Source organism: Paraeggerthella sp. Marseille-Q4926 (assembly GCF_916618935.1).
In the GTDB taxonomy this organism is placed as follows: Bacteria; Actinomycetota; Coriobacteriia; order Coriobacteriales; family Eggerthellaceae; genus Paraeggerthella; species Paraeggerthella hominis.
In genome coordinates this window covers 79949-94088 of sequence record NZ_CAKAKF010000004.1, presented here as the reverse complement: position 1 = coordinate 94088, position 14140 = coordinate 79949, and the positions used below count along the sequence as shown (strand labels likewise).

The 14140-nt window shown below is 62.1% G+C and carries 12 protein-coding genes; 9 read left to right on the top strand and 3 right to left on the bottom strand.

Annotated features, from left to right (window positions below):
• Window positions 1-84: 84 nt before the first annotated feature.
• From LG373_RS09010 to LG373_RS09000, 3 genes are all read right to left on the bottom strand, one after another.
• Window positions 85-606, bottom strand: a complete 522-nt coding sequence (locus LG373_RS09010) for a gamma carbonic anhydrase family protein (protein ID WP_216529156.1) — start codon at window positions 604-606, stop codon at window positions 85-87.
• A 78-nt stretch (window positions 607-684) separates the two neighbouring features.
• Window positions 685-1647, bottom strand: coding sequence for an aminopeptidase (locus LG373_RS09005; protein ID WP_225749610.1), 963 nt, complete (start codon window positions 1645-1647; stop codon window positions 685-687).
• Between the two features lie 175 nt (window positions 1648-1822).
• Window positions 1823-2788, bottom strand: a complete 966-nt coding sequence (locus LG373_RS09000) for a DUF1177 domain-containing protein (RefSeq protein WP_225749609.1) — start codon at window positions 2786-2788, stop codon at window positions 1823-1825.
• Between the two features lie 496 nt (window positions 2789-3284).
• Between LG373_RS09000 and LG373_RS08995 the strand changes: the two genes are divergently transcribed.
• The 9 genes from LG373_RS08995 to LG373_RS08955 all read left to right on the top strand — a co-directional run bounded on the left by LG373_RS08995 (window position 3285) and on the right by LG373_RS08955 (window position 14017).
• On the top strand, window positions 3285-4403 hold the full coding sequence (locus LG373_RS08995) for a DUF917 domain-containing protein (RefSeq protein ID WP_225749608.1): 1119 nt from the start codon (window positions 3285-3287) through the stop codon (window positions 4401-4403).
• Window positions 4403-5983, top strand: coding sequence for a hydantoinase/oxoprolinase family protein (locus tag LG373_RS08990; protein WP_225749607.1), 1581 nt, complete (start codon window positions 4403-4405; stop codon window positions 5981-5983). The genes LG373_RS08995 and LG373_RS08990 overlap by 1 nt, the downstream gene beginning before the upstream one ends.
• Window positions 5984-6576: 593 nt before the next feature.
• Window positions 6577-6831: a hypothetical protein gene (locus LG373_RS08985; protein WP_225749606.1), complete on the top strand. Its 255-nt coding sequence runs from the start codon at window positions 6577-6579 to the stop codon at window positions 6829-6831.
• Between the two features lie 460 nt (window positions 6832-7291).
• Entirely contained in the window at window positions 7292-8584 is a 1293-nt protein-coding gene (locus tag LG373_RS08980; RefSeq protein WP_225749605.1) for an MFS transporter, read from the top strand.
• A 164-nt stretch (window positions 8585-8748) separates the two neighbouring features.
• Entirely contained in the window at window positions 8749-10023 is a 1275-nt protein-coding gene (locus LG373_RS08975) for a CaiB/BaiF CoA-transferase family protein (protein WP_114566683.1), read from the top strand.
• A gap of 123 nt (window positions 10024-10146) precedes the next feature.
• Complete coding sequence (locus LG373_RS08970; protein WP_225749604.1) at window positions 10147-11304, top strand: acyl-CoA dehydrogenase family protein; 1158 nt, start codon at window positions 10147-10149, stop codon at window positions 11302-11304.
• A 51-nt stretch (window positions 11305-11355) separates the two neighbouring features.
• On the top strand, window positions 11356-12903 hold the full coding sequence (locus LG373_RS08965; protein WP_225749603.1) for a class I adenylate-forming enzyme family protein: 1548 nt from the start codon (window positions 11356-11358) through the stop codon (window positions 12901-12903).
• Window positions 12904-12985: 82 nt separating this feature from the next.
• Complete coding sequence (locus LG373_RS08960) at window positions 12986-13447, top strand: MaoC/PaaZ C-terminal domain-containing protein (RefSeq protein WP_225749602.1); 462 nt, start codon at window positions 12986-12988, stop codon at window positions 13445-13447.
• A 30-nt stretch (window positions 13448-13477) separates the two neighbouring features.
• On the top strand, window positions 13478-14017 hold the full coding sequence (locus tag LG373_RS08955; protein WP_114566679.1) for a MaoC/PaaZ C-terminal domain-containing protein: 540 nt from the start codon (window positions 13478-13480) through the stop codon (window positions 14015-14017).
• The last annotated feature ends 123 nt before the right edge of the window (window positions 14018-14140 follow it).

The following is a 14140-nucleotide window of genomic DNA, read 5'->3' as shown; positions in this document are numbered from 1 at the left end:
CGGCCTTCCGCTCCTCGACCGACTGCTCCTCGACCCTGGTCGCTTGTCCCGTTCGGCTGCGCGGCCGAACGGGACTGCAGCGGTTTATTCCACCACGCGCGAGCGCGCGTATTCCTGCGCATCTGCGATGTACGCCTCTTGCGAGTGGGCTACGTTGCGCGCCACCGCCTCGGCATCGAGCGTGCGCACCACTTTGCCGGGAACGCCCACTACCAAAGAGCACGGTGGGATAACCTGACGTTCTTTCACAAGCGCGCCGGCTGCGATCATCGATCCCGCCCCGATAACGGCGCCGTTCAGCACCGTTGCGTGCATGCCCACGGTCACGTCGTTTTCGATGACGGCGCCGTGAACCACGGCATTGTGTCCCACTGAAACGCGTTCTCCCAGCACGATGGGGCAGTCGTGGTCGCTGTGCAGCGTGGCGTTGTCCTGCACGTTGCTGTTCTTCCCGATACGGATAGGGGCAACCTCGCCGCGAATCGCCGCACCGAACCACACCGAGCTTCCTTCGCCGAGCGTCACGTCTCCGCAGATCGCAGCGTTCGGCGCGATGTAGGAGGCTTGGCTTACGTCAGGGGCCATCCCCTTGAATTCAACGAGCATGTACGGTTCCTTTCGCCAGACGGATGTCTCCGGTTTGCCGCATTGTCCCGAAACCGCGCCCGACGGGCATCGCAAGAATCAGATGATTTCGCAGAATTCGCCGTCGCGGATGACGCACTCGTCGTCCAGGTACAGAGTCGGGCGAAGCACGATGCCGTCGTAATGGCAGTCTGCCTTGGTCACGCCGCCAAACGATGCGTTCGTGCCGAATGCGACGTGCACGGTGCCGTACAGCTTTTCATCCTCCAGAATGATGCCGCAGAGTTTGGCGCGCTCGTTCGTGCCAATGCCCAGCTCGGCGATGGTGCCGTTCTCCGGGCGCGCGAACAGGATGCTCAGTTGCTCGGCGTAGGCGCCGTTTGCGTCGCCGCCTTCCGCCTGCACCAACCGCCCGTTCTCCAGGGTCACCACCAGCGGTTCGGCCAGCGTGCCGATGCCCACCATCGACCCGTCGATAACCACGCTGCCGTTCGCGCCGCCTTCGAGCGGCGCGATGTACGCCTCGCCGGAGGGGAAGTTGCCGCTTGCGCCCGGCGTGCGGTACACGCCGGGGCTGGCTACGCCGTTGCGCCCGTTCAGGTCCATGGTCAGAACGTGTCCGTCCTTCTCGATGCGCGCCGTTTTCGCATGCGTCAACCGTTCGGTCAGCGCCATCGTCCGACGCTCCACTTCAGCGTAGTCGGCGCATGCGGCCCCGTCGCGCAGCATGTCCATGGTGACGCCGGGCATGGTTACCACGCGCGTTCCTGCGGCAGCTGCTTCGATGCGCGCCGTGGTGTGGGTGATCGACTTCGCGGTGGGGCACAGCGCCACGTCTGCCGTCTTCATTGCCGCGGCCACGGCAGCGGGCGGCTCTTCGCCGGTCACGCGTCCTTCGGGCATCACCATGAGCAGCGCGCGGCGGCCGAGCGCGCGGGCGGCGTCGTAGAACAGCTGCCCCACTTCACGCGTGGGGTCGTCGGTCACCACCAGCAGCGTTTCGTCCTCGCCCAGCGCGAGGTTCGTCGAAAGTATCGTTTGTGCGCGTTCTTGCAGGTTCATAAGCAGCCTTTCGAGTTGATGCGTCTCTGTTCGTTCGCATCTTCGCCCGAAACGTACGGTTTGACGCCTGAAAGCGTACGTTTCGGGCGAAGATGCTTGCAAGCGGCGATGCCCGCGAAGCGACTTTGCTCGAAAGCGCTGTCGTTCGCGGGCATCCGTTTTAGCTGCAGCGAGTTTACGCCTGCGGGTCTACGGCAGGCAGCGCGCCCATTCCCTGCAGGTGCGCCATCGATCCGTAGCGTTCTACGAACCGGGCGTACTCGTCGGCGTCGTAGAAGGAGCATTTGCCCGCGCCGAAGGCCTTGGCCGCCTCGATCATGAACGAACCCGCTTCGTCCAGATCGGTCAGGTGCGTGGCCCCGGTCGCGCAACCGGGCACCGCCGTTTCGGTGGTGATGGCAACGCCTACGACGGGCGCATCGGTTGCCGTGCACGGCTGCAGGATGGAGTTCAGGTGGTACAGCCCGTTGCCGTACGGCGTGATGTCGGCCATGGTCAGCGGGAACGTGCGGGCGCGTCGTCCGGTTGCTATCTCGACAAGCGACACCAGATCTTCGCTTACGCGCAGGATGCAACCCTGCTTGACGGTGGGGGAGATCATGAACCCGCGATCGTTCATGATGCGGTTGCCCTTCGTGGTGTCCACCACCAGCACGGCGTCCAGCGCGTCGGCGCCGCCCACTTCCTCGCGGTTGACGTCGGCGGTTGCCACGGGCGAGCCCATGAACGCCACCGGCTCGTGCGGGAACGTGGGAGCATGCGGGCACACGTGGGTCGATACGAACACGTCGCCGGGCAGCACGTCGCCGCGCGCATGCATGGACAGCAGCTTCGCCGCGCAGGCCAGCGCCGTCAGCGCGCCGTCGCCGTCCGACACGAAGCCGATGCGCTCCGGTCGCGCGCCCAGCCCGCCCAGGCGGCCCAGCAGTCCGATGGTGGGGGCGTCGCTGCCCGCGGCGCGTCCCTGCGAGCCTGGAATGCGCACGCGTACCATGTCGGTTGCGCCTTTGGAGCCTTCCAGCACGTAGGTTTCCGCATCGCAAGCGGGATCGATGCTGCGCAGGTACTCGACGGCGGCTTGCCCGCTTGCGGTAGGCGAGTCCAGTATGTCGTAGAGCTCTATCAGCTGCTTCAGGATCATGGCGTCTCCTTGTTTTCTTGGTCTGGCAAACTGTGGTGCATACCGATTGGCGTTGGCTGCGCGTCAATCGGTACTGTTTCCTGCGGCCGCCGTCCGGCGCGGTCGTCGCCGGGGCCCTGTTAGGTCTGGTTGTTGGTGTGTGGGCACGATGCCGCACAGCAGCCGTGACGAGCCCTCGATTCCCTTTGAGCTGGCGGTATCGCGCTTGTGGGCTGCGCAAGAACGGTGTACTCGAAGTTGCATGCAGCAAGTATGGAAGCAATGCGGGCAACTTGCAAGGAGCTGGCCGAAAATGGAAGCACAAAAGCAAACCCGGGCCAAACCGGGGAGGTCATCGCCGTGTGCGAAACCCTAGCATGAAGCGCAAGACGCAGCTTGTTCGGATGCTTTGTTGGGCACTTTGCAAGTTCGACGCGTTCGTTGCCGGCTTGCTCTATTACAATCCGAATGACAGACTGGTCATGTCAACGCTACGTGGAGAAAGGGCTCACGCACCATGAGAAGGAAGATCGGCATCAAAGAGATCGAGGACATGGCGCTTGGCGCAACCGTCCTTGGCGCTGGCGGGGGCGGCGACCCCTATGTTGGCAAGCTTATGGCCATCGAAGCTATCAAGAAGTACGGCGAGGTGGAGCTTATCTCGCCTGACGAGGTTCCCGATGACGCAGTGGTGTGCGTTTCGCAGATGATGGGTGCGCCCACCATCATGGTGGAGAAGATTTGCAGCGGCGCCGAGCCCATGGCCACCTACGACGAGCTGGTCAACGAGCTGGGGCAAGAGCCTTACGCCATCTATGCCGTCGAAGCGGGCGGCGTGAACTCGACCATCCCGTTCATCCTGGGCGCGACGCGTCAGATTCCCGTGGTGGACTGCGACCTCATGGGGCGCGCGTTTCCCGAACTGCAAATGACCACGCTGGGCATCAACGGCGTGAAAGGCCAGCCGGCGGTGCTCGCCGACGAGAAGGGTAACACCGTTACGGTGCGCGGCATCGACGATCGCTGGCTCGAGCGCATCGCGCGCCAGGCCACGTCGGTCATGGGCGGCTACACCATCTTGGCCTCGTACCCGTGCACGGGCAAGCAGCTCAAAGACTTCTGCATTCCCGACACCCCTACGCTGTGCGAGGAAATCGGCCGCACCATGCGCGAAGCGCGCGAGCAGCACGCCGATCCCATCGACGCCGTGTTGCGCGTGACCAAGGGCTTCCGCCTGTTCCGCGGCAAAGTGGTGGATGTGGAGCGCAAGACCGACGGCATGTTCGTGCGCGGGCGCGCCATCGTGGACGGCCTGGACGAGGACAAGGGCAGCCAGCTGATCATCGAGTTCCAAAACGAGAACCTTATTGCGTTGTGCGACGGCCAGCCGGTCACCACGTCGCCCGACCTTATCATGTCGCTGGACATGGAGTCCGGCGCGCCCGTCACCACGGAAGGCCTCAAGTACGGCGCTCGCGTGGTTGTGGTGGGCATGCCGTGCGCTCCGCAGTGGCGCACGCCCGAAGGCCTGGCCGTAGTGGGTCCGCGCGCGTTCGGCTACGACATCGACTACGTGCCGCTTGAGGAGCGCGTAGCGGCGGCTCAGGCAACGAAAATCCAGGAGATGCAGGCATAATGGCAGGTCAGTTGCGCACGTGGCGCTTGGGCATCGACGTCGGCGGCACGAACACCGACGCGGTTATCATCGACGGCGACCTGAAGCTGGTCGCTGCCACCAAAAGCCCCACCACCGAAGACGTCATGAGCGGCATCGTTGCGGCCATGCACGAAGTGATCTCGCAGGTTGGCATGGAGGCCGCTCAGAACATCGGCTTCGCCATGCTGGGCACCACGCATTGCACGAACGCCATCGTCGAGCGCAAGCGCCTCAACAAGGTTGCCGCTTTGCGCGTGGGTGCGCCGGCCACCACGGCCATCAGCTGCATGGCCGACTGGCCCGACGAGCTGAAGAACGCCATGCGCGTGCGCGACTTCTTGGTGCACGGCGGCAACGAGTTCGACGGTCGCGAGATCAGCCCCCTCAACGAGGACGAGATTCGCGAGGTTGCGCGCGTCGTCCGCGAAGAAGGCTTCGAGTCCGTTGCGGTGACCAGCGTGTTCTCTCCCGTTTCCGACGCGCACGAGAAGCGCGCCGCGGCGGTGCTGCGCGAGGAGCTGGGCGAGGAATTCCCTGTTACGCTGTCTTCCGAAATCGGCTCGCTCGGCTTCTTGGAGCGCGAGAACGCATCCATCCTGAACGCCGCGCTCTACGACGTGGCGCGCACGACGGCCGACAGCTTCGAGGCCGCGCTGGCTTCCGAGGGTTTGGCCGACGTGGCGGTGTACCTGGGGCAGAACGACGGCACGCTCATGTCCGTGGACTACGCCAAGCGCTATCCCATCTTCACGATTGCCTGCGGTCCCACGAACTCCATTCGCGGCGCATCCTTCCTGACGCAGGAGAAGGACGCCGTAGTGGTGGACATCGGCGGCACCACCACCGATGTGGGCGTGCTGGCGCATGGCTTTCCTCGCGAAAGCATGGTGGCCGTGGAGATTGGCGACGTGCGCACGAACTTCCGCATGCCCGATCTGGTGTCCGTGGGCCTGGGCGGCGGCTCGCTGGTGCGACAGCTGGACGACGGCCGCGTGACCGTGGGCCCCGACAGCGTGGGCTACAAGGTGACGCGCGAGGCGCTGTGCTTCGGCGGGCAGACGCTGACCGCTACCGACATCGTGGTGGCCAAGGGGCTGGCTGATGGCGTGGGCGACCCTGCGAAGGTGGCGCACTTGGATGCCGCGTTGGTGGATGCGGCGTACGTGGAGATCAAGCGCATCATCGAAGACGCCGTGGACGCCATGAAGACCTCTGCCGGCGACGTGACCGTCATCCTGGTGGGCGGCGGCTCCATTCTTTCGCCCGAAGAGCTTGAGGGCGCGGGCCAGGTGCTGCGTCCGGAGAACTTCGGCGTGGCGAATGCCGTGGGCTCGGCCATCGCGCAGGTGTCTGGCCAGATAGCCAAGGTGTTCTCGCTGTCCGAAACGCCGCGCGACCAGGCGATTGCCGAATCGAAGCAGCGTGCATGCGACGAAGCCATCGAGGCGGGCGCCAACCCCAGCACCGTGGAAGTGGTCGACGTGGAGGACATTCCCATGGCGTACCTGGGCGATGCGCTGTGCATCCGCGTGAAGGCTGTCGGCGACTTGATGCTGTAGGCTCTTTTCATATCGAAGAAGACTCCGCCGCCCCTGCGCGGAGCCTTCTCAAGCGCAGGGGCGGGACCGGTGACGCATCGGCCCCGCCCCTGCGTTTATCGACGCTTGCACTGCGGCACCGGTTAAGGCGCCCGTCTGAAACGGCAGCTCGGCCAGCCTCGTCGGCCTTGCCGGTCGCACGCCAGAGACGATCTGGCCGCAGGGCTTTTCAATTCTGTCAAAACGGACGAGTTTTGCGGCGATTTTCCGCCTCTCGCGGGCAGGTTGCCAAGGGGTGTTTTTCATCATGCCTGGTCAGAACGCTGCTTGCTGTATTTATCCTGATTTGAGGACCAGCAAAACTCGTTCGTTTTGACAGAACCTCGACGAAGCGGCGCAAGCAGGGAGAATCGGAGCCGGGTCAAAGGGCGCATCGACCCCGTCCCTGCGTTTATCGCCCGTTCCCGCACCCTGCATTCTGCCGATACTTTAGTTACTACATATTTTTAAGAACATAAAATTCTGCGTTGACGTATTATGTGTCGGAAGATACTATATGACCCATCGATCGAGGCAACGGGCCTCGACTCTGGGCAACGTTCTAGGGGACTGATATGTTTGTTCTTGATGTCAAGTCGCATATCAAGCGTAACCATCGCTTACGGCAAGCCAAGATGGGCATGCTCATGAGCAAATGGGCCTGGAACCGTAAAGGTTGCCCCCGCCAGTTCAAAGCGTTCTTCTCGCGTTTCACGCTTCCGAAGGAAACCGCTTTGTTCGCTCCGCTTCTGCAAACCCATCGCGTTTCTTGCTCGTCCGCTAACTACGGCGAAGCATCCGCAACGAAACTCTTCATTTTTATAGCTTGAGAAGGCATGCCTTGGTCGCGTGCGCCCTTGCAGGGCCCCGGTCATGTTGTATTCGGACTGCCTAGAGAAAGGGGTTGAAGGCATGGCGTAGCAGCGCCACACCTTCCCGGAGACGAACCGGCTTACCCCCTGACCGATCCAAGCCATAGGAATCGATACCGCAAAGTATAGACGAAACTTGTTCAGATGCCGCCGTTTTCGGCGACTGGCAGGTCACTTCGCGTGTTTTGACCATCCTACTCATAGTCAGGGACCTCAGCCATACGCTCCTGGAAGGCCGGCCACCGTGCATAGGGCATGTCACGGTGTCGTCTGCGCATCAAGCTTCGCATCGAGCGATCCTTCGAAACCGCATCGACGTGCAGCTTTATTCGCAGAGTGGAAAACGTACTACAACGTTGGAAGCAATTGTTGGACACGAACCCGGAGGGGGACGCGTCCGCACAACAGGAGGTAATCGATGGCTACCAATACAGCCAAGAAAAAGGGGATTCACTTCGCATGGTTCGTCCTCGTCGGCGTTTTGCTGATGATGGGTCTGTGCCGTGGCGGCATCAACAGCGGCATGGGCCTGTTCTTCCAGCCCATCAGCGCTGATATGCATATCGGCGTGGGCGAAGTGGCGATGATGTCGTCCATTTCCGCTCTCGTCACCATGTTCTGGAGCCCGTTCGCGGGTCGTTTGCTCGACAAGTTCGACATCCGCATCGTCACCATCGTGGGCGTTATCGTGCAAGCGGGCTGCTTCGCTGCATTGTCCCTGGTCGACGCCGTGTGGGGCTTCTATGCGCTGGCCGCGCTCATGGCGTTCGGCTCGGTGTTCGTGACCCAGCTGGTGGGCCCGATGATGATCAACCGTTGGTTCAAGGACAAGAACGGCCTGGCCATGGGCATCATGATGAGCTTCGTTGCCATCTGCTCCGCCGTCCTTTCGCCGGTCGTTTCCTCCATCATCGCTTCGTCCGGTTGGCGCATGGGCTACATCGTGCTGGGCGTGCTTGCCCTGGTGGTTGTCATCCCGGCTGCGCTGTTCTTGTTCCGCACTCCCGAGCAGAAGAACACGCTGCCCCTGGGCGCTACCGAAGAGGATGCGAAGGCTCAGGCTGCCGACCCGGCCGCCGCTGCTGCTGCCGCCAAGAATCTGCCTGGTTTGACCTCGAAGGAAGCCCTGAAGACCCCGACGTTCTGGTTCTTCTTCATCTTCATGGTGCTGCTCACCGGCACGCTGGCGTTCGCCTCCATCGTTCCCACGCTTGCCATTGAGGCCGGCTTCGACACCGTGACCAGCGGCTTCGCCATGACGGCGTACATGATCGGCACGGCTATCGCTGCTATCGTGTTCGGTACGATCTCCGACAAGCTGGGCCCCCTGAAGGCTACGATGGTTGCGTGCGCCTGCGGCATCATCGCGCTGGTCGGCTTGATCTTCTTCCGCACGAACCTGTACATGTTCTTCGGCTCGCTGTTCTTCTACGGCTGCCTGTCCGCCACCCTGGGCGTTATCGGCCCGCTGGTTCTGGGCACGCTGTTCGGTCAGAAAGAGTTCGGCTCCATCTACGGCATCGTCATGATGGCCACGGGCATCGGCTCCATGATCCTGATCCCGGCGTATGGCTTCATCTACGACGCCACGGGCAGCTTCACTCCGGCCCTCATCTTGATCCTTGGCTTCATCGTTGTCTGCGCCATCTCCATGATCATGGCTTTCAAGACCGGCAAGAAGGTCCAGGCCATGTGGATGCCGAAGGCGTAACCGCATCGCCCCTGCGGTGCTGGATCCGGGCGCGCGATCCGGCACCGCACATCCGAAGCGCGCCACCACCCTTTGGTTTCTGCGGGGCATTGCCCCGTGCATGACGACCCCGAACGGTCGGGGTATCGCCGAAACATCCATCCTGAGAAAGAGGAGGAAGCATCATGGCCCTGAAACTACTGGAAGGCATGAAGGTTATCGAGATCGCCGCGTTCATGGCAGCTCCCATGGGCGGCCGCATCCTGGGCGAGTGGGGTGCCGACGTCATCAAAGTTGAGCCGCCCACTGGCGACAGCAACCGCGGTATCGGTCTTGCACGTCATATTTACAACGGCGACCAGGCTGGTTGGGACTCCATCAACGCCAGCAAGCGCTGCATCACGCTGGACACCCGCAACCCCGAGGGTCTGGCCATCCTGAAGGAAATGCTGAAGGACTGCGACGTGTTCCTGTCGCACCTGCGCCCGAAGGACTCCAAGAAGCTCGGTCTTGACTACGAGAGCTTGTCGGCCATCAACCCGAAGATCATCTGCGGTTCCACTTCGGGCTACGGCACCAAGGGCGAGTGGGCTCCGCGCGGCGGCTTCGACGCTGCTTCGTACGCGGCGCGCGCTGGCTACGACCTGGACTGCCCCATCAAGGGCGACAACCCCATGATCCCGTACTTCGGCTTCGGCGACATCCCCACGGGCACCTACCTGGCGATGGCCGTGCTGGCTGCGTACGTCGAGCAGCAGCGCACGGGCAAGGGCCAGGACGTCAACGTGGCGCTCATGCATGCCGGCATGTGGAGCGTGGGCGTGCCCATCGTGACCGCTGCCTACGGCGACGAGTATCCCACGGATCCGAACTCGGTGCTGCCGCTGGCTCGTCCGTACATGTGCTCCGACGAGAAGGCCATCGCGCTCATGGGCCTGCAGTGGCACAACTCCTGGCCGGAGTTCGTGCATGCGTTCGGCATGGACGAGGGCTACATCGCCAAGTGGCCTGACTACCAGACCGCGCTTGCCGCTTCCGCCGAGATCACCCCGATCATCACCGAGGTTCTTGCCGGCGTGACGCGCGACGAGGCTATCGAAAAGCTCATGACCACCGACATCCCGTTCGACCTGTGCCAGCACTTCTCCGACCTGCAGGACGACCAGCAGGCTTGGGACGCCGGCTTCTTCCAGGGCATCGACTATCCCTCTGGCAAGCACATCGGCATCGTCAAGGCTCCCGCCATCTTCTCTTCGGGCGAGGCTGAGTTCGTGGCCAGCGGCTATCCGGGCGAGTTCACCCGCGAAGTCCTCAAGGAGTACGGCTTCGACGACGCCAAGATCGACGACCTGCGCGAGCGCGGCATCGTGACCGAAGAGGACCAGTGGAACAAAGACCAGTACAACATGGAGAAGATGATGGCTGCCGCCGCTGCCGCCAAGAAGAAGGCCGCTGAATAGCAGCAAAGCAAGAACGATCGGCGGCTGCACGCCGGTTCGAAGAAATACCGTTTCCGATCCGTGCGGGGGTGCGCTCCCCGCGCCCCCGCACGGAGCAACAACATGCCCAAGGAGGCACCACCAATGATCGATTTTTCCAAGACCGAGGAGCAGGAACTGCTTCTTGAGAGCATCAAGGAGCTTCTCGAGCGCGAGTTCCCGCCCGAGAAGGAGCGCGAGTGCTACCGCAACGCCGAGTTCCCCTGGGACGCCTGGAAGGCCATGGCTGAGGCTGGCTTTACGGGTCTTGGTCTGCCCGAGGAGGTTGGCGGCACCGATGTCGACCTGATGACGGTTGCTCTGGCCAACTTCACCATCGCTCGCTACGGCGGCCCGCTGTCCGCGTTCTACTCCATGGGCATGCCCACGATGTTCGACGTGTGCGCCTTCGGAACGCCCGAGCAGATCGAGAAGTACGTCAAGCCCTACATCGAGGGCGGCGCCCCCTTGGCTCTGGGGATCTCCGAGCCTTCGACGGGTTCCGACGTTGCCGGCATGCAGACGTCCTACACGTGGGACGGCGACACCGCGGTCATCAACGGCGGCAAGCACTACACCACGTGCGGCATGGAGGCTCCGGCCATCATCGTTATCGCCAAGGACCCCACCGTGGACAACGTGCACCGCGGCGCTACGATGTTCCTGGTCGACCGCGACACTCCGGGCGTGACCATCAACAAGCTTCCGAAGATGGGCCACGAGGATGCTCCCACCAGCATCTGCGAAGTGTTCCTGAACGACGTGCGCCTGCCTCGCTCTGCCATCTTGGGCCAGGAGCACAACGGCTTCATGCAGACCATGCACAACTTCACCCGCGAGCGCATTGCCAACGTGTCCGGCGTTATCGCTACGGCTGTGAACGCGTTCGAGGACGCTTGCGCCTACGCTAACCAGCGCGAGCAGTTCGGTCAGCAGATCGGTCGTTATCAGCTGGTGCAGGAAATGGTCATGAACATGGCCTGCAAGATCGAGAACATGATGAACATGCTGTACAAGCTGTGCTGGAAGACCGACAACGGCGAAGACGTGCGCATCCTGGCCGGCATGGCGAAGTACTACTGCTCCAAGACCACTTGCGAAGTGGTCGACGACGCCGTGCAGATCCTGGCTGGCATCGGCGTGGTGGGCGACCATCGCGTGGGTCGCTACTACGTTGACATCCGCAGCTGCCGCATCGCGGGCGGTTCCGATCAGGTTATGGTGTTCAACACCGCTCCGCAAATTCTCAAGCAGTACCGCTAGTCTGATAGTCGCATTGCAGGAGGGTACGGTTCGAAGGGGGGGTTGACGTTTATGAGCTCACGGCATGAAGGCATTCCGCAGAAGTCCATCGATCTTGCCCAGCAGCTTAGAAGGCTTGCTGAAGCATGGGGAGATGAGACGGCGCTGGTCGAAGTCGCCAACAACGGATCCGAGCGCAGCATGTCGCGCAAAGAGTTGTTCGAGGCGGTGGAGAAGGTGGCCAGCCACCTGCATGCCCAGGGCGTGGCCGAAGGAGACTTCGTAGCTGTTGCCTTGCCTAACTGCCTCGAGCATGCGGTGGTCACCATCGCGGCTTGGCAGCTGGGAGCCTGCTGTGTGTTCATGCCCCCCAAGGGAACCGCTTCTGAAAAGCGCGATCTGCTTGGTTTGATCGACTGCCGTCTTCTTGTGTCGGACTGGGATTTCGAAGGATCTCACGGTGCGGCTACGCGAGAGGACGTGCGTGAATGGATGGCCGGAGACTTCCCGGAGGGTTCCGAAAACCTGCCCTTCTTCGCCTGCACGCCGATGCGCGCGGTGGCAACGGGCGGGTCGTCCGGGAAGCCGAAGCTGGTGGTGCAGGGGATCAAACCCGCGTACTGCGGTGCCGACCTGGAAAGCTGGACGGCTATGACCGGCCAGATTGCATGGGGTCGACAGCTGGTGCCGGGCGCGTTGTTCCACAACCTGTACAACAACACCACCTACATTGGCTTGTTCTTCGGGCAGACCGTGTACTTGATGGAGCGGTTCAACGCTGCACGTGCGCTTGAGCTGATTGAGAAGCACCAGATCGATTGCATTGGTTTGGTGCCCACCATGATGGAGCGCATGATGGCCGAGCCGTCATTTACGACGCGCAATCTGAGCAGCTTGAAGGCGGTGTTCCACAGCGGCGGGCCTTGCCCGGACCGCGTGAAGCTTGGCTGGATCGATCGTTTGGGCGCGGATCGCGTGTACGAAATGTACGCGGCAACCGAGATGGTGGGTTCCGCCGTCATTCGAGGCGACGAGTGGCTTGAGCATCGCGGCAGCGTGGGACGACCCGTGGGGTGCGCGTTCCAGATCAGGAGCGAGGAGGGCGAGGTTCTGCCGGCCGGACAGGTTGGCGAGATCTTTGGCAAGCCGGTTCCTGGCCTGATAACGCATTACGTGGGGGCGCCGTCCATAGCGGCCGATGACGAGGGCTACTGCAGCGTGGGGGACATGGGCTGGCTTGATGCCGACGGCTATCTGTACATATCCGACCGCCGGGTGGACATGATCGTCACCGGCGGGAAGAACGTGTACACGGCCGAGGTGGAGAACGCCCTGTTCGATTACCCGGGCATTCAAGATGCCGTGGTGATCGGCATTCCCGATGAGGAGTGGGGTCGGCGCGTGCATGCCATCCTGGAGCTGGAAGCAGGAGCGGATGCGTCGTCGATATCGTTTGATGACTTGAGCGCGTTTCTTCGTACGAAGATCAGCGGGTACAAGTGCCCGAAGACGTTCGAGATCATCGAGTGCATGCCCCGCACCGATTTCGGCAAGATTAGAAGAAAAGAGCTCATCGATCAGCGCCTGCAAGGGCTGTCAGAGCATGAGCCTTGCGCGTAGGCGCGAACAACGGTATTACCCCGCCGCCGCCGACGGCGGGCATTCGATACAAAGAAGCACTACCTATTAAGGAGGAGTCAGAATGCTGCAAGCACCGATGTACTTCGAGGACGTTGAGGTTGGTTACAAGTTCCAGTCTCCCGGTGGCCGCACCATCACCAACGCTGAAGTGGTGAACTTCGCGCAGATCACGGGCGACTACAACCTGGTCCACTTGGACAAGGAGTTTGCTAAGACCGGCATGTACGGCAAGAACGTTGCTCACGGCGCGCTCACGCTGACGCTGGTGGGCGGCATGCTCAAGCGCACGGAGTTCTGGACGGCTACGGCCGAGACTCTGGGCGATCTGACGGGCTTCAAGCATGTGAAGTTCTTCAACCCGGTGTTCTTCGACGACACGATTCACCTGGAGTGCGAGATCGTGGGCAAAGAGGACAACGGCGACGGCACGGGCACCATCGAGATCTCCATCCTGGGCATCAACCAGGAAGGCACGACCTGCCTCGACAACGTGCGCTACTACTCCATCGCCAAGAAGAACTAACACAAGCAACCATCTGAGGAGGATCTCATTATGAACGAGCAACTGCAGGCAGCTTTCGACGCCAAGTTCAAGGACACCTGGTTCTTCGAGGACGTGCCCCTGAACCACAAGACGCCGGCTACCACGGGTCGCACCATCACCGAGGCTGACATCCTGAACTTCGCCGGCATCTCCGGCGAGTGGGCTCCCATTCACATGGACCTCGAGTACTGCAAGGCCCATGGCCATGACACCGTGCTGGCTCAGCACATGCTGATCTACACGTTCACGCCCTCCATCAACCCCTCCGATCCCATGATGGCCAAGATGAACAACTCCATTCTTGCCACCAAGGGCACGAAGAACTGGAAGTTCCTGAAGATGCCGGCCGTGGGCGACACCGTCTACACCACGTCCGAGATTGTTGCGAAGGACGACAACAAGCCCGAGCGCGGCGTCATCATCATCCAGATGTCGATGATCGACCAGAACGGCGACGTTCTCCAGACCGGCGAGTATCACCTGGTCCTGGCCAAGAAGATCTTCTTCGAGAAGCAGTTCGAGGAAGCCGCTGCCAAGCATCAGCAGTAACAGCAACGCTGCGCACCGTGGCCGACCTTCCCGGCCGGCCACGGTATCGCCTGCGGACATGGACGCTTGGTCCAACCGCTGCGTATCGCCTAGCCGCTTTGTGCGGTACCCAACCGTTTGGTC

Coding starts and splice junctions, on each gene's coding strand:
- LG373_RS08990 (WP_225749607.1), top strand. CDS start 4,403: ATGGCAGGTCAGTTGCGCACGTGGCGCTTGGGCATCGACGTCGGCGGC.
- LG373_RS09000 (WP_225749609.1), bottom strand. CDS start 2,788: ATGATCCTGAAGCAGCTGATAGAGCTCTACGACATACTGGACTCGCCT.
- LG373_RS08995 (WP_225749608.1), top strand. CDS start 3,285: ATGAGAAGGAAGATCGGCATCAAAGAGATCGAGGACATGGCGCTTGGC.
- LG373_RS08965 (WP_225749603.1), top strand. CDS start 11,356: ATGAGCTCACGGCATGAAGGCATTCCGCAGAAGTCCATCGATCTTGCC.
- LG373_RS09005 (WP_225749610.1), bottom strand. CDS start 1,647: ATGAACCTGCAAGAACGCGCACAAACGATACTTTCGACGAACCTCGCG.
- LG373_RS08985 (WP_225749606.1), top strand. CDS start 6,577: ATGTTTGTTCTTGATGTCAAGTCGCATATCAAGCGTAACCATCGCTTA.
- LG373_RS08975 (WP_114566683.1), top strand. CDS start 8,749: ATGGCCCTGAAACTACTGGAAGGCATGAAGGTTATCGAGATCGCCGCG.
- LG373_RS08980 (WP_225749605.1), top strand. CDS start 7,292: ATGGCTACCAATACAGCCAAGAAAAAGGGGATTCACTTCGCATGGTTC.
- LG373_RS09010 (WP_216529156.1), bottom strand. CDS start 606: ATGCTCGTTGAATTCAAGGGGATGGCCCCTGACGTAAGCCAAGCCTCC.
- LG373_RS08960 (WP_225749602.1), top strand. CDS start 12,986: ATGCTGCAAGCACCGATGTACTTCGAGGACGTTGAGGTTGGTTACAAG.
- LG373_RS08970 (WP_225749604.1), top strand. CDS start 10,147: ATGATCGATTTTTCCAAGACCGAGGAGCAGGAACTGCTTCTTGAGAGC.
- LG373_RS08955 (WP_114566679.1), top strand. CDS start 13,478: ATGAACGAGCAACTGCAGGCAGCTTTCGACGCCAAGTTCAAGGACACC.